At 72.2% G+C, this 13,980-nt stretch carries 14 protein-coding genes; 5 read left to right on the plus strand and 9 right to left on the minus strand.

The genetic code is table 11. The features are described from left to right. Positions 1 to 47 precede the first annotated feature (47 nt). From AB0G56_RS21470 to AB0G56_RS21480, 3 genes are read right to left on the minus strand one after another with little or no spacing between them, the layout of a single operon-like run. Positions 48 to 950: a carbohydrate ABC transporter permease gene (locus AB0G56_RS21470; RefSeq protein WP_360971630.1), complete on the minus strand. Its 903-nt coding sequence runs from the start codon at positions 948 to 950 to the stop codon at positions 48 to 50. Then, positions 947 to 1,903, minus strand: coding sequence for a sugar ABC transporter permease (locus AB0G56_RS21475; protein ID WP_360971633.1), 957 nt, complete (start codon positions 1,901 to 1,903; stop codon positions 947 to 949). The genes AB0G56_RS21470 and AB0G56_RS21475 overlap by 4 nt, the downstream gene beginning before the upstream one ends. A gap of 6 nt (positions 1,904 to 1,909) precedes the next feature. After that, positions 1,910 to 3,202 (minus strand): sugar ABC transporter substrate-binding protein, encoded by a 1,293-nt coding sequence (locus AB0G56_RS21480; RefSeq protein ID WP_360971636.1) that lies wholly within the window; start codon positions 3,200 to 3,202, stop codon positions 1,910 to 1,912. Positions 3,203 to 3,422: 220 nt separating this feature from the next. On the opposite strand from AB0G56_RS21480, the gene AB0G56_RS21485 reads away from it, so the two are divergent. Beyond that, on the plus strand, positions 3,423 to 4,469 hold the full coding sequence (locus AB0G56_RS21485; protein ID WP_360971639.1) for a LacI family DNA-binding transcriptional regulator: 1,047 nt from the start codon (positions 3,423 to 3,425) through the stop codon (positions 4,467 to 4,469). Between the two features lie 405 nt (positions 4,470 to 4,874). Here the strand turns inward: AB0G56_RS21485 and AB0G56_RS21490 are convergent, their stop codons facing one another. Further along, the gene (locus tag AB0G56_RS21490; RefSeq protein ID WP_360971642.1) at positions 4,875 to 5,621 is read right to left on the minus strand and encodes a GntR family transcriptional regulator; all 747 of its coding nucleotides are present in this window, start codon (positions 5,619 to 5,621) and stop codon (positions 4,875 to 4,877) included. A gap of 309 nt (positions 5,622 to 5,930) precedes the next feature. Between AB0G56_RS21490 and AB0G56_RS21495 the strand changes: the two genes are divergently transcribed. Further along, positions 5,931 to 6,902 carry a nucleoside hydrolase gene (locus AB0G56_RS21495; protein WP_360971644.1) on the plus strand — a complete coding sequence of 324 codons (972 nt, stop codon included), beginning with the start codon at positions 5,931 to 5,933 and terminating at the stop codon, positions 6,900 to 6,902. A 9-nt stretch (positions 6,903 to 6,911) separates the two neighbouring features. Further along, a complete protein-coding gene (locus AB0G56_RS21500) occupies positions 6,912 to 8,333 on the plus strand; it encodes an MFS transporter (RefSeq protein WP_360971646.1) in 1,422 nt (473 codons plus the stop codon). A 58-nt stretch (positions 8,334 to 8,391) separates the two neighbouring features. Here the strand turns inward: AB0G56_RS21500 and AB0G56_RS21505 are convergent, their stop codons facing one another. Both AB0G56_RS21505 and AB0G56_RS21510 read right to left on the minus strand, forming a co-directional pair. Further along, a complete protein-coding gene (locus tag AB0G56_RS21505) occupies positions 8,392 to 9,627 on the minus strand; it encodes an SPFH domain-containing protein (protein ID WP_360971648.1) in 1,236 nt (411 codons plus the stop codon). A gap of 12 nt (positions 9,628 to 9,639) precedes the next feature. Beyond that, positions 9,640 to 9,891 (minus strand): hypothetical protein, encoded by a 252-nt coding sequence (locus AB0G56_RS21510; RefSeq protein WP_360971650.1) that lies wholly within the window; start codon positions 9,889 to 9,891, stop codon positions 9,640 to 9,642. Positions 9,892 to 10,405: 514 nt separating this feature from the next. Between AB0G56_RS21510 and AB0G56_RS21515 the strand changes: the two genes are divergently transcribed. Continuing rightward, the gene (locus tag AB0G56_RS21515) at positions 10,406 to 11,749 is read left to right on the plus strand and encodes an amidase family protein (protein WP_360971652.1); all 1,344 of its coding nucleotides are present in this window, start codon (positions 10,406 to 10,408) and stop codon (positions 11,747 to 11,749) included. A gap of 76 nt (positions 11,750 to 11,825) precedes the next feature. Here AB0G56_RS21515 and AB0G56_RS21520 read toward each other — a convergent pair whose 3' ends face one another. The 3 genes from AB0G56_RS21520 to AB0G56_RS21530 form a co-directional block, all read right to left on the minus strand. After that, a complete protein-coding gene (locus AB0G56_RS21520; RefSeq protein ID WP_360971654.1) occupies positions 11,826 to 12,308 on the minus strand; it encodes a GNAT family N-acetyltransferase in 483 nt (160 codons plus the stop codon). Between the two features lie 56 nt (positions 12,309 to 12,364). After that, positions 12,365 to 12,820 carry a hypothetical protein gene (locus tag AB0G56_RS21525; RefSeq protein ID WP_360971656.1) on the minus strand — a complete coding sequence of 152 codons (456 nt, stop codon included), beginning with the start codon at positions 12,818 to 12,820 and terminating at the stop codon, positions 12,365 to 12,367. Positions 12,821 to 12,881: 61 nt separating this feature from the next. Further along, on the minus strand, positions 12,882 to 13,055 hold the full coding sequence (locus tag AB0G56_RS21530) for a hypothetical protein (RefSeq protein ID WP_360971658.1): 174 nt from the start codon (positions 13,053 to 13,055) through the stop codon (positions 12,882 to 12,884). A gap of 435 nt (positions 13,056 to 13,490) precedes the next feature. Between AB0G56_RS21530 and AB0G56_RS21535 the strand changes: the two genes are divergently transcribed. Further along, a complete protein-coding gene (locus AB0G56_RS21535) occupies positions 13,491 to 13,979 on the plus strand; it encodes a hypothetical protein (protein WP_360971660.1) in 489 nt (162 codons plus the stop codon). Position 13,980 lies beyond the last annotated feature (1 nt).

The raw sequence follows: 13,980 nt of genomic DNA on the forward strand, positions 1-13,980 counted from the left end.
GGCGCGATGGCGTGCGGCGGGGGGCGGCCCGGGCGGGGCCGCCCCGGTCAGCCCTTGACCGCGCCCTCGCCGACCCCGCGGAAGAAGTAGCGCTGGAGGCAGGCGAAGAGGGCGATCAGCGGGGCCACGGCGATGACGGTGCCGGCGGCGACGAGCCGCTCGTCGTTGGCGAAGGTGCCGTGCAGGTAGTTGAGGCCGATGGTCAGGGTGAACCTGGAGGGGTCGCTGAGCACGATCAGCGGCCACAGGAAGTCGTCCCAGGCGCCCATGAAGGCGAAGATCGCCACGACGGCGAGGGTGCCCTTGACCGACGGCAGGGCGATCCGCAGGAACCGCTGCCAGACGTTGGCGCCGTCGACGTAGGCGGCCTCCTCGATCTCGTAGGGCAGGTTGAGGAAGGCGTTGCGCATCAGCAGCACGTTCAGGGACGCGATGGCGCCGGGCAGCAGGACGCCGACGAGCGTGTTGTTCAGGCCCAGCTCCCGCATGGTCGTGAACTGGGCGATGATGATGCCCTCGGCGGGCACGAGCATGGCCAGCACGAAGACGAGGGTGGCCACCCTGCGGCCGCGGTAGCGCAGCCGGGCCAGGGCGTACCCGGCCAGGGCCGAGCCGACGCAGTTGGTGACGACGTTGGCGGCGGCGACCTTGAGGGAGTTGAAGGCGTAGTCCCAGACCGGGATGGTGTCGGCGACCCGCTCGTAGTTGTGCAGGGTGGGGTGGCCGGGCAGGAACTTCGGCGGGGAGCTGAAGATGTCCTCGGTGGGGCCCTTGAGCGAGGTGGACAGCTGCCACACGAACGGGCCGACGGTCAGGGCGAGGACGGCGAGCAGCAGCACGTAGCGCAGGACCAGTTCCCACACCCGGTAGCGGCGGCCGTTCTCGTCGGTGAAGCGGGGCTTGCGGGGGCGCGCCGGGGTCTTGCCGGCCGGGGTCTCCACGGCGCTCACGCGTCCTCCTTCCGGTCGGCGCGTAGGACGAGCAGCATGAGGATCACGGTGATGACGAAGACGACCAGGGAGATGGCGGAGGCGTAGCCGACGCGTCCGGTCAGGCCGGTGCCGGTGCGCTGGATGAGCATCACGAGGGTGGTGTCCTCGCCGGCCGGGCCGCCGCTCGGGCCGGCCATCAGGTACACCTCGGAGAACACCTTGAAGGCGGCGACCGAGGAGAGCGCGGCGACCAGGACCATGGTGGAGCGGACGGCGGGCACGGTGACGGTGAAGAAGCGGCGCACCGCGCCCGCCCCGTCCACGGCCGCGGCCTCGTGCAGTTCGCGGGGTACGTTGGCGAGCGCCGCGAGGTAGACGATCATGTAGTAGCCGAGGCCCTTCCAGACCGTGACGGCCATGGCGCTGATCAGCAGCAGCCACTGGTCGCTGAGGAAGCCGACCTTGCCCAGCCCGACCGTCTCCAGGAGCGAGTTCACCAGGCCGCGCTCGTCCAGCATCCACACCCAGATCAGGCCGACCACGACGATCGAGGCGACGACCGGGGTGTAGAAGGCGGACCGGAAGAAGGTGATGCCGGGGATGTTCTTCTGCACCAGCATGGCGAGCAGCAGCGGCAGGATCACCAGCGCCGGGACGACGCCGACCATGTACAGCGTGCTGTTGCGCAGGCCGATCCAGAAGGCGTCGTCGTGCAGCAGCTCGCGGAAGTTGGCGAGGCCGACGAAGTGGCCCGGGAGCAGGGTGCGGCGGTCGGTGAAGGCGTTGATCACCGTGGAGACGAACGGGTACAGGATGAAGGCGCCGGTGACCAGCAGTCCGGGGGCCGCGAACAGCCAGGGGCTGGTGGGCAGTTGGCGTCGTACCCGGGTCGCCGGGCGGCCTGTGGCGCGGCGGCCGGGACGCCCGTCCGGGCGCGCGGCGGGCGCCCGGGAGACGGTCGAGGTGGACATGGTGCGTTATCCCTGCTGCTTCAGAAGCTGGTCACACGCCTTGACAGCGTTGTCGAGCGCGTCCTTGGGGCTCTGCTTGCCCTGGAGCGCCTTGGCGACCTCGTTGCGCAGCGCGGTCTTCATCTGGTCGCTGAACTGCACGGGCGTGTAGTTGACCGCGGTCTTCAGGGACTTGGCGGCGGCGATGCGGACGCGGGTCTCGTCGGTGCCGTCCTCCTTGGTGAAGTACGGGTCGTTCAGCGAGCCCGCGGTGCTCGGGAAGATGGCGACCTTCTTGGCGAACGACATCTGGTGCTCGGCGTCCGTGACGAAGTGCGCGAAGGCGACCGCGGTCGGCGTGTTCCTGGTCTTCGCGTTCACCATCAGGCCCTGCACGTACATGTTGACGTGACCGGTGCTGGTGATCTGGTCGGTGATGCCGATGTTCTTGTACAGGTTCGGCGCCTGCTTCTTGAAGTTGTCCAGGTCCAGGGCGCTGCCCGGGTTCATGGCGACGGCACCGGTGAGGAACTTCTTGCCGGTCGACTCCGGGGTGGCGGTCAGCGCCTGCGGGTCGAGGGCCTTGGCGTCGTACAACTGCTTGTACTTGGTGAGCAGTTCGACGCCCTTGGCGTCGTTGAAGGCGAAGCCGGTGCCTTCCTTGTTCGTCAGGGTCGAGCCGTAGCGGCCGAAGTCCTCGATGGTGGGCACGTTGGCGAGGGTGGCGACCTTGCCGCCGGTCTTCTGCGCCAGCCGGAGGGCGTCCGTGAAGAGTTCGTCGTACGTCTTCGGCGGCTTCTCGGCGTCCAGACCGGCCTGCTTGAAGAGCGTCTTGTTGTAGAACAGCGGGCCGGTGTTCAGGTACCAGGGGAAGGCGTACGTGCCGGACAGGCCGGGGACCTGGTGGCTGGCCCAGGCGCCGGGCAGGTACTCGTCCTTGTACTTGGCGGCGGCCTTGTCGAGGTCCATCGCGAGGCCCGCCTTGGCGAGCGGCGCGACCAGGTCCGGGGCGACGTTGACGACGTCGGGCAGGGTGCCGCCGGCCGCGTCCGCGCTGATCTTGTCGGGGTAGCCCTCGGCGGGCTGGTCGACCCACTTGACGTGCGTGCCGGGGTACTTCTTCTCGAAGTCGCCGATCACGCCCTCGAAGTAGTCCTTGAAGTTGGCGCGCAGGTTCCAGGTCTGGAAGGTGATGTCGCCCTCGACCTTGCCGGAGGCGTCCGTCGAACCGGCGTCGTCGCCGCCGGAGCCACAGGCGCTCAACGGCAGGACGAGGGCGGTGATGGCGGCGGCGGCAAGTGCTCTGCGGGATATGGGCACGGTGACACGGCTCCCTTGCGGCGTCGGCGGCTGGTGTCGGCAGTGACGATGCATGCCGAGTTCGTGAAAAGTCAATGGATTCAGCCCTGCTAAAGCAACCTCGGTCACATTAGTGCAGGTCAGGGGGGCATGGGAAGGGACTTGCGAGTGAGGACTAATGCGCTTTAGGGTGCAGGCACTCAAGCGCTTTAGCGATCACCGCTGAGAAATGAGGGGGAACATGCCGGCCAAGCGCTCCCCGGCGCGCCGTCCGACGATGAAGGACATCGCACGCCGCGCCGGTGTCTCGGAGAGCGCCGTCTCCTTCGCGCTCAACGGCCGGCCCGGTGTCTCCGAGGTCACCCGCGACCGGGTCCGCCGCGTCGCCGAGCAACTGGGCTGGCGGCCCAGCACGGCGGCCCGCGCGCTGTCCGGCGAGGGCGCCGCCACGATCGGTTTCGTGCTGGCGCGGCCCGCCGACACGCTGGGCGTGGACTCCTTCTTCCTGCAACTGGTCTCCGGCATCCAGGACGTGCTGGCGGAGCGCCATCTCGGGCTGCTCTTCCAGGTGGTGGAGGACGTGCCCGACGAGTGCGACGTGTACCGCCGGTGGTGGGCCGAGCACCGGGTGGACGGCGTGCTCGTCGTCGACCCGCGCACCGACGACCCGCGCCCCGACCTGCTCGACGAACTCGGCCTGCCCGCCGTGGTGATCGGGGGCGCTCCCGACGAACGGCACCCCGGTCTCTCCACGGTGTGGGCGGACGACGCCGGCGCGATGGCCTCGGTGGTGGACGGGCTCTACGGGCTCGGTCACCGGCGCATCACGCACATCGCGGGCCTGGCCGGCCTCGCCCACACCGAACGCCGGATCCGGACGCTGCGCGCCGAGGCCGAGCGGCGCGGGCTGAGCGACGTGCGGTCGGTGACCACCGACTACTCGGACGCCGAGGGCGCCGCCGTCACCCGCCGCCTCCTCGGCTCCCCCTCCCCTCCCACGGCCCTGATCTACGACAACGACGTGATGGCCCTGGCGGGCGTGGCCGCCGCGACCGAGCTGGGCTTCTCGGTGCCGGCGGACGTGTCGGTGGTGGCCTGGGAGGACTCGGCCCTGTGCCGCATGGTCCGACCATGGCTGTCCGCCCTGTCCCGGGACAGCATGGAGTTCGGCCGCACGGCGGCCCGCGAGCTGACGGCCCTGCTCGACGGCGGCCCCGCCCGCACGGTGCGGGTCCCGGTGCCCCGGCTGATCGAACGGGAGAGCACGGGGGCGGCGCGGGACGCCTGAACGGGGCCGCCGACCGGCTCGGCCGGGGCCGTACCGTCGGCCGGGCACGGGAGGGTCCCCGGACGTTCAGCCGCGCGGCGCCCGATGCAGCAGGGCTGCGTAGCCGGGCACGGGACGCCCGCGCCGGAGGAGGCCCGCCCGCGCGCGGTCCGTGCCGGGCAGGAACGGTACGGCGCACGGCCACGGCCCGGCGGCATGAGCGCGACCGCGGCCCCTGGCCGACTCGACCGCGAGCCGTCCGGGGGCCGTACCGCGGGGACCGGCCTCGGGCCGGGAGCATCCCGGACCGTCAACGGCAGCCCCGACGTAGCAGTAGGGCACCCCGGCTGGTCACCGGACGGCGGACGCCTGCGCGCGGTCCGTACCGCGGGGACCGGGCCCGGGCCCGGGAGCATCCCCGGGCCGTCAGCGGCGCGGCGCCAGGTGCAGCAGTGGGGCGCCGGCCGGGAACAGGTACTTGGCTGCCAGCACCGGGCGACCGGACACGGCGACGGTCTGGGTGACGATGAGCGCCGCTGTCTCCGGCGGACGGGAGGTGGCCGCGCCGCGCTCCTTGCCGAGCGTGGTGGCGCCCAGGGTGCTGCGGGCCGTCATCGACCGGGGCGCGACGGCGAGGAACGCCGCGAGCATGGTGGTCGCCGGTCCCTCGGGTGCGGCGTCGAACACGGCGGCGAGCGCCGGGTCGACGGCTTCGAGATCCGTGCGGTCGGCCGCCCACTCGTGCGCGAAGCACGCCGGGACGCCGTCGACGTCGACGACCGTCTCCCAGAAGCAGGCACGCGCCGAGGGCGCCAGGCGCAGGTGGTAGCCGGAGAAGTCGGTGGGCTCCTCCAGGTCGACGGCGAGCCGCCGGCAGCGTACGGCGCCGGGGCCGAGCAGGTCCTCGACGGGCAGGAGCCGCTCCAGACCGGGGGCGGGGGGCAGTTGGTTCACGGTGCTGCCGGAGCCCTGGCGGCGGGTGATGACCCCGTCCTCCTGGAGCAGGATGAGCACCTCGCGCAGTGCGGGGCGGCTGACGCCGAGCCGCGCGGCGAGGTCCGGTTCGGAGGGCAGCCGGGCCCCCGGCGGGAAGGTGCCGTCGTCGATCGCCGCGACGATGCGCTGGTAGAGCTCGACGCGGGGTGAGTGGCGGCGGTCTCCCTGCCGAGGCATCGAGGCTCCCGATATATGTCTGACATTTGAGGTGACACCGGCTTCCGGCTGGGTCAACCATAGCCCGTGTCCCGGTAAGCCGTCCGGGCGGGTCCGCCGGGGCAGCACAGTGGCATCAACGGTGACCCGACGCACAACCGGCCGACCGAGGGCGGTCCGACGATGTGCGCGGGATCACTCTTGTGTCCGCCGCGACGGCGTGCATACCCTCTCGCCAGCTCTACAAAAGTTGTCAGACAAATAGCGGGGCTTGTTCACCCGGCCGGCGTCCTCTCGCGTCGGCCCCCGCCGCACCCTGAAAGAGACGCCATGTCCGTCACCGCCTCCCGTCCGCTGCTCATGGACTGCGACACCGGCATCGACGACGCCGTCGCGCTGCTGTACCTGTGCCAGACCCCGGGCGTCGATCTGCGCGCGGTCACCACGGTCGCGGGCAACACCAGCGCCGAGCGTGCCGCGCTCAACACCCTCCAGGTCCTGGAGGCCGCCGGGCGTACCGGCGTCCCCGTCGCCGCCGGCGCCGACGCCACCCTGCGCGGCGTCGTGAACGCCGACGCGAGCTTCGTGCACGGCGACGGCGGCCTCGGCGGCGTACACCTGCCCGCGCCCGCCGCCGCGCCGGATCCCCGGCACGCCGTGGACCTCATCATCGACACGGCCCGGAAGGCCGGCGGCGACCTGCACATCCTCGCCACCGCCCCGCTGACCAACCTGGCGCTGGCCCTGCGCGAGGAGCCCCGGCTGCCGGAACTCGTCTCCCACGTCACCGTGATGGGCGGCGCCGTCCACCACCCCGGCAACATCAGCGCGGTCGCCGAGGCCAACATCGGCAACGACCCCGAGGCCGCCGCACTCGTCCTGGCGGCGGGCTGGGACCTCACCCTCGTACCGCTCGACGTGACCATGCGGGAGAACCTCACCGAGGCGCACCGGCAGCGGCTGCTCGCCACGGGTACGCCGGTGAGCAGGCTGGCCGGTGAGATCCTCGACTTCTACTTCGCCTTCCACGAGCAGACGGCGCTGCCCTTCCGGGGCTCCGCCTGCCACGACCCGCTCGCGGCCGGCATCGCCGTCGGCGAGGTCACCCCGAAACTCGCGCCCCGCGTGCACGTCACCGTCGACACCGCCGACGGCGCTGCCCGCGGCGCCCTGGTCGCCGACACCCGCGGCCTGTACCGGGGCTACCCCGAGCAGCCCGGAGCCAACGCCGTCGTCGTCCTGGAGACCGACGGCACCTTCCCCGAGCTCCTCGTCGACCGGCTGTGCCAGGTCCGGAAGTGAGACGGCGCGATGACCACTGACCTGACCACCCGGCCGGCAAAGACGGCGGCCGGAACCGCGGCGCTGATGACAGCGCTGCTCGCCGCGTGCACCGCCTTCCAGCTCAACGCCAGCATGCTCAGCCCGGCCCTGGTCACCATGGCCCGGGAGCTGCACACCGACGAGGCGAACACCGGCCTGTCGCAGACCGTGTTCTTCACCGCGTCCGCGATGTTCTCGCTGTTCCTGCCCCGGTTCAGCGACATCGTGGGCCGCAAGCGCGTGCTGCAGTGGATGCTGGTGCTGATGGCGGCGGGGACGGTGCTCGCCGCGCTGGCCCCGAACATCGCGGTCCTCGACATCGCGCGGGCCGTGCAGGGCGCCTGCGGCCCCGTCGTGCAGATCTCCCTGCTGATGCTGCGCTCCGAGGTCACCGACCCCAAGCGCTTCGGCACGCTGATGGGCATGGTCGCGGCGGTCAACGGCGGCATCGCCGGCGTGGACGCGCTGGCCGGCGGCTGGCTCGCCGGCGCGTACGGCTTCCGCAGCGTCTTCTGGGTGATCGCGGTGGTCGCCGTCCTCGCGGCGGTCCTGGTCCGTGCGGGCTGCCCCGAGTCCCGGCCGTCGGCGGGGACGCCGATGGACTGGGCGGGCGTGGCACCCCTCGTGGTGAGCGTCGTGGCCCTGCTGGTCGCCGTGGACGAGGCGGAGAAGCTGGGCGCGGCGAACTGGCCGCTGGCGATCGGCCTGCTGGTCGTCGCGGCGGCGGCGTTCGCGGTGTTCTGGCGGCTGGAGAAGCGGGAGGCGCACCCCCTGGTGCGGATCGACGACCTGCGCCGGCGGGCCACCTGGGCCCCGCTGCTGACCACCCTGCTGACCCTCATCGGCGTCTTCGCCACCGTCAACGGCGTGCTGATGTCCTTCGCGCAGAACGACACGGTGGGCTTCGGCATGGGCTCCAGCCTCGCCTCGGTGGTCTTCCTGACCCCGTTCGCGCTGGTGGGCTGGCTGGTGGGTCCGTTCACCGGGCGGCTCGCGCCGGTCCTCGGCTACCGGCGGGTGCTGCGCTGGGGCCTGGCCGCCAGCGCCGTGGTGATCGCCGTCATGGCGCTCGCCGGGGTGCACTCGCTGCCGGTGATGGTCGCCTGCACGGTGCTGCTCGGCGTGACGTACGCGGGTGTGGCCAACATCGTCCTCAACCTGCTCGGTGTCGTCCTCGCCCCGAAGGAGAACCCCGGGTTCCTGCCCGGACTCATCTCGGCCGCGTTCGGCCTGGGCGCCGGGCTGAGCTTCGCCCTGCTCTCCGCGGTGCAGGTCGTGGGCAGCCCGGCGGGCAGCGACTCCTCCGGCGGGTACGTGACGGCGATGCTCACCGGTCTGGTCGTCGTCGTGGCGGCGTTCGGCGCGTCCTTCTTCATCCCCCGGCCCGAGGGCGCCGAGGTCGCCTCCTGAGCCCGCCCGGCCCGGCCCCGCGGACGGAGGCCGGGCCGGGCCGCCCCGTGTCCGGGCCTCAGGAGGTGCGCTGGTTCCCCTCGCCCGGCCCGCGGCCGTCGCTGTCGGACTTCGCCGCCGACGGCCCCTGGAGTTCGAGGCGGCCGTTGCCCTGCTCGCCGTGCTCCGAGCGGCCGGCGCCGTTGCCACGGTCGCCGTGGCCGCCGCTGCCGCTGTTGCCGTTCAGGTTCTGCCGGACCGAGTCCAGGATCGTCAGACCCTGCGCGACCAGGCCGGCCGCGATCTCGCCGAGCCCGTCCGCACCGTTCAGGACGTTCACGTTGGCGCCGGCCAGGCCGCCCGCGGCTTCCTTGACGATCTGCGGAAGCTGGTCGATCAGCATCCGGTCGAGCGCGACACGGTCGTACGACGCAGCCGCCTCGGCCTGGATCTTCATCCGCTGCGCCTCGGCGGCGGCCAGGATCCTGACCCGCTCGGCCTCGGCCTCGGCGGGCTTGACGATCTCGGCGACCAGTTCCTGCTGGCGCAGCTTGGCCTGCCGCTGGGCCAGTTCCGTCTGGGCGGCCAGCACCTCCTGCTGGGCGTGTGCCTGCGCCAGCGGGCCGGCCTGGGCGGAGTGCGCCTGCGCCCGGTCGACCTCGGCGGAGTACTCCGCCTTCACCACGGCGGTCTGCCGGGCGTACTCGGCCTGCCTGCGCGCCGCCTCCTGCTCGGCCTCCGCGGCCGCCTGGTTGGCCTGCGCCTGGGCGATCTGGGCCTGGCGCTGGATGGCCGCCTTGTGCGGTGCGGACATCGCGTCGATGTAACCGGTGTCGCCGTCGTCGATCGACTGGATCTGCAGCGAGTCCACGATCAGGCCGATCTTCGCCATCTCCGTCTTGGAGGTGTCCAGCACCTCGGCGGCGAGCTTCTGCCGCTCGGTGACGATCTCCTCGACCGTCATCGAGCCGATGATGGCCCGCAGATGGCCGGCGAAGATCCGGCCGGTCAGCACCGACATCTGGTCCTGGTCGGAGAGGAACCGCTGGCCCGCGTTGATGATGCTCTCGGTGTCGTTGCCGACCTTGAAGGCGATGACGGCGCGCACGTGCAGCGCGATGCCCTGCTTGGTCACGCAGGTCTCGACGACCTCGGACTCGCACATCGACAGGGTGAGGAAGCGGACCTTGCGGAAGACCGGGAGCACGAACTTGCCGTGCCCCGTCACCACCCGGAACGGCGCGCCCCCCAGTCCCCGCCTGCCGCCCGAGATCAGCATCGCCTCGTCGGGGGCGGGAACGCGGTAACCGAACATGGTTTGTTCTCCTTAGCCTGCGTCGGCCGCATCGTCGCGCAACCTGTCCAGGGGGTCGGCCCACTCGATGACGTCGACCTCACGGCATCCGCGGGAGTCCACCACGAGGACCGTCGCACCGATCGGCAACGGTTCCTGCGACCAGGCGAGGAAGGTCTCGGATCCGCCTCTGACCCGCACCAGGATCTCGCCGGGACCGGCGGATCCGCGCGTGCCGATGAGAAGCTCCCCCGTGCAGCCGATCACGGCCTCGTCCTGCGCCATCGCCGACTACTTCCCCTCGTGCTCGTCCTGTGCTTCCGACCTTAGACCCACCCGGGCGAGCCGCCTACGCGTCGGACGCACACCGGTGCTCTCCCGCCGCCCAGGGACACACCGGCACGGGCACCTCCACGACGAGCTTCGCGCCGGGCGGGGCCGGCGAGTGGTTGGTTGCAGGAGGCCTCCTGGCCCAGCGCGACGACGTTGTCGGCGGCTCCGGCGGCGGAGGACGCGAAGAGGGTGGGAACGCCGTCGATCTCGTACCTGACGTCTTGGATACGTACTCACGAGCACTCCCAAATTCATCGGATGTCTGATCACCGAGGCGGCGCCAGTGACTGTCAATGGGGTGCGCGGGCAGGAAAGTTGCGCCATTGATCGGATGACGTCGGATGCCTCTCGACGCGAGTGGTCCCCCACGGGCAGAGTTCGTCGTGTGCGTACTCACGAGTACGCTCCTGCCCCTCCCCTCCCTCTTCTCCCTCCCCTCCCCCTCCCTCTTCGCCGAGGAGCGCCCGTGACCGACTGGGCCGGCCGCAGTGCCGTCGAGATCGCCGCCGCCGTACGAGAGAAGCGGGTCACCGCCCGTGAGGTGGTGGCCGGGCACCTGGCCCGCATCGAGCGGCTGGACGGCCGGGTCGGCGCCTTCCGCACCGTCCGCGCCCGGGCCGCGCTCGACGAGGCCGACGAGGCCGGGTGCCGGCCGGACCTGGCCGAACTCCCGCTGGCGGGCGTTCCGGTGGCCGTCAAGGACAACCTGGCGGTGCGCGGCGAGTCCACCCGGAACGGTTCCGCGGCGACCTCGGACCTGCCCCGGACCGAGGACCACCCCACCGTCGCCCGGCTGCGGGCGGCGGGCGCGGTCGTGGTGGGGCTGACCAACGTGCCCGAGCTGTGCGTCTTCGGGACCACGGAGAGCGTGCACGGCACCGCCCGCAATCCGTGGGACACCTCGCGCACGGCGGGCGGGTCGTCGGGCGGCAGCGCGGCGGCGGTGGCCGCCGGGATGGTGCCGCTCGCGCTCGGCAACGACGGCATGGGCTCGCTGCGCATACCGGCCGCCGCCTGCGGTCTGGTCACCGTCAAGCCCGGCTACGGCGTGGTGCCGGCCGGCATCGGCAACGGCGACTGGTTCGGCATGTCGGTCAACGGGCCACTCGCGACCACGGTGGCGGACGCGCGGCTGATGCTCTCGGTCCTGGCGGACACCGGCGTTCCCCGCGCCACGAAACCCCAGGCGGTGACGGTCGCCGCGTCCGTGCGTACCCCGCTGCGCGGGGTGACGGTCAGCGGCCCGTACGCCACCGCCGTCCGGGAGGCGGGGCGGCTGCTGGCCGGGGCGGGCCACCGGGTGCGGCGCGCCGATCCGCCCTATCCGGCGTCGATCGGGTTCACCGCCCTGCGGCACTGGAGCGCCGGTACGGCCATGGACGCGGCGGGGCTTGATCCACGGCGGCTGGACCGGCGCACCCGGGTGCAGGCGGCCCTCGGGCGGCGGTTCGTGGAGGGGGTCCGGACGGGCGACGCGCGCGAGCGGCTGCGCGGCCGGTTGGAGCCGTTCTTCGCCGAGCACGACGTACTGCTCTGCCCGGCGCTGGCCCGCCGCCTCCCGCGGGCCGCGCCCTGGCACGAGCGAGGCTGGCTGCGCAACGCCCTTGTCAACGGCGCCTGTTCACCGATGACCGGGCCCTGGAACCTGGCCGGCTGGCCCGCGGCGGTGGTGCCGTTCGGCACCCTGCCCTCGGGTACCCCGTGCGCGGTGCAGTTGGTGGGCCGCCCGGGCTCCGAGGCAGCCCTGCTGGACCTGGCGGAGCGGATCGAGCAACTGCGGCCGTGGCCGCGTACGGCCCCTCTCGCGTGAGTCCCCACAGGCGGCCGCCGGCCTCAGAGGCCCCAGCGGCTTCGTAGATCCCGGTAGCTCCAGAGGTCCCGCGGGTTCAGAGGTCCCGGTACATGATGTGCAGCCCGACCAGGCCGTGCCGCGGATGCTCGAACGCCCGCGGCACGGTGCCGAGCACGGTGAAACCGAGGGAGGTCCACAGGCCCACGGCCGGGTTCGTCTCGACGACGGCGTTGAAGACCATGCCCCGGTAGCCGTCGGCGCGGGCCGCCGCGAGGACGTGTTCGCCAAGAGCGCGCCCGGCCCCGCGCCCTGCGTGGTCGGGGTCGACCATGAAGCCGGCGTTGGCGATGCCCGCGGCGGGGCCGCCGTAGTTGGGGGTGACGTAGGCGGAGCCGAGGACGGAGCCGGCCTCGTCCTCGGCGACGAAGACCCGCTTGGCGGGCCCCATCCACAGGGCGCGGGCGTCTTCCTCGGAGGTGTCCGGGTCCCAGGCGTAGGTGTCGGCGGCGGCGACGATGCGGTGCCAGAAGGGCCAGATGCGCGCCCAGTCCTCGGGCGTGGCTTCCCTGATCAGCATGGGCGTGAGTCTGGCACGGCCCATGCCGGTCAGGGCACTGGCGCGGTGCCCGCGGCTCAGCTCACCGCCTGCTTGACGAGCGCGGCGATCCGCGTCTCCACCTCGGGCGTCACCTCGGTCAGGGCGAAACCCGCGGGCCACATCGTGCCCTCGTCCAGGTTCGCCTGGTCGCTGAATCCGAGCGTCGCGTACCGTGCCTTGAACTTCTGCGCGCTCTGGAAGAAGCAGACGACCTTGCCGTCCCGCGCGTAGGCGGGCATCCCGTACCAGAGCTTCGGCGCCAGGACGGGGGCGCCGGCGGCCGTGACGACCGCGTGGACGCGCTCGGCCATGACCCGGTCCGCCTCCGGCATCTCGGCGATCTTCGCGAGCACGTCCCGCTCGGCCGCCGCCTCCTTGTCCGCGCGGGACCGGCGACGCGCCGCCGTCTTGAGTTCCTGTGCGTGGTCCTTCATCGCGGCCCGTTCCTCGGCCGTGAAACCCTCGTACGCGCTGCTGTCGGTGCTCCCCATGAGAAAGGCCCCCCTCGGTGATCTTGCGGTGCGAGATCCTGCGGGGGACCTTGCCTTCGGTCTAGTCCACGCTGGGCAGGATGTGCGGTTCGGCGAGGTCGTCCTCGTAGCCGGCCAGGCGGATCGGGGCGGACCGCGCCCACACGTCGAGGCTGCCGAGGTCTCCGGGCCGTCGGCCCGAGCGCTCCGTGCGTTCCTGGGGGAGCTGGTCGCGCTTCGTCTTCTCCGGTGTCACCGCGCACTCCTTATGTGTCGGTCACCCTCGGGGCGGTCACCGGCAGTCTGCGCTGCGGCACCTGACGCCCACTCGGGTCTGGGTCGAAACAGGTCGGACGCGGTGGCGCCGGCAACTGAGGTCCGAGCAGGCCGTTGGGCACCGGCTCACCCCGGGACGGACCGTGGGTGTGGTGGGAACCCTTTGGTGCTGTCCGCCTACTCCAGATTAACCAAATGAGCGCCCCCCTGCTCGATGGGGCTGCAAAGAGCAGGTAACTATCTGAAGTCAGGCGTGTTCATTGCGCCGCATACAACGTGATTTGTCGCTTTGCAGAGCGCCGGGAGATTCACCCGTTCGGCCTACGGGGCACCGTTCAGGTGCCGTTGGCCGTGCCGCAAGCTCGCCATGATCTGCTGGCGTACCGCAAGGGCCGTCCCGCGGGAGGACTGACGCATGGAGCTGCGCAGTGTCGAGGAGCTGATGGACCTGCTGTACGCCGGCCGGAAAGCCGCCGCCCGCGAGGGGGCCGGGCGCCGTGCCGACCCCTGCGACCATGCCCTGCGCACCGCCGCACTGCTGCGCAGGCGCCGCCCGGCGGACAAGGAGCTGCAGGTCGCGGGGCTGGTACTGGGCGCCGGTGGGCTGCTGGGTCCGGGCGACGGGGCGGGCGCGCGGGCCGCCGTCCGCGCGGCCCGCGCCGCGGACGCGGTGCGCGGCCTGCTCGGTGAGCGCGTCTTCCGGCTCGTACGGCAGCAGGCGTCCGCCGGGGACGGCCGTGCCGTGCGTGCCCTGGACGAGGACGCCCTGACCCTGCGCCTCGCGGAGGAGGAGGCCCGCGCCCGCGGCGTCGGCGACACCGCGGGCGCCGGGGTGCTGGAGGACTGGCGCACCGTCCTGGAACTGGTCGCGGCCCGCAACGCCCCGCTGGGTGCCGTCGACTGAC

The organism is Streptomyces sp. NPDC021356 (assembly GCF_040641015.1).
GTDB lineage: Bacteria > Actinomycetota > Actinomycetes > Streptomycetales > Streptomycetaceae > Streptomyces.

Bases quoted from the DNA above. Each gene is read 5' to 3' on its own strand.
- AB0G56_RS21475 (WP_360971633.1), bottom strand. From the start codon at position 1,903: ATGTCCACCTCGACCGTCTCCCGGGCGCCCGCCGCGCGCCCGGACGGG.
- AB0G56_RS21485 (WP_360971639.1), top strand. From the start codon at position 3,423: ATGCCGGCCAAGCGCTCCCCGGCGCGCCGTCCGACGATGAAGGACATC.
- AB0G56_RS21490 (WP_360971642.1), bottom strand. From the start codon at position 5,621: ATGCCTCGGCAGGGAGACCGCCGCCACTCACCCCGCGTCGAGCTCTAC.
- AB0G56_RS21495 (WP_360971644.1), top strand. From the start codon at position 5,931: ATGTCCGTCACCGCCTCCCGTCCGCTGCTCATGGACTGCGACACCGGC.
- AB0G56_RS21500 (WP_360971646.1), top strand. From the start codon at position 6,912: ATGACCACTGACCTGACCACCCGGCCGGCAAAGACGGCGGCCGGAACC.
- AB0G56_RS21505 (WP_360971648.1), bottom strand. From the start codon at position 9,627: ATGTTCGGTTACCGCGTTCCCGCCCCCGACGAGGCGATGCTGATCTCG.
- AB0G56_RS21510 (WP_360971650.1), bottom strand. From the start codon at position 9,891: ATGGCGCAGGACGAGGCCGTGATCGGCTGCACGGGGGAGCTTCTCATC.
- AB0G56_RS21520 (WP_360971654.1), bottom strand. From the start codon at position 12,308: ATGCTGATCAGGGAAGCCACGCCCGAGGACTGGGCGCGCATCTGGCCC.
- AB0G56_RS21525 (WP_360971656.1), bottom strand. From the start codon at position 12,820: ATGGGGAGCACCGACAGCAGCGCGTACGAGGGTTTCACGGCCGAGGAA.
- AB0G56_RS21535 (WP_360971660.1), top strand. From the start codon at position 13,491: ATGGAGCTGCGCAGTGTCGAGGAGCTGATGGACCTGCTGTACGCCGGC.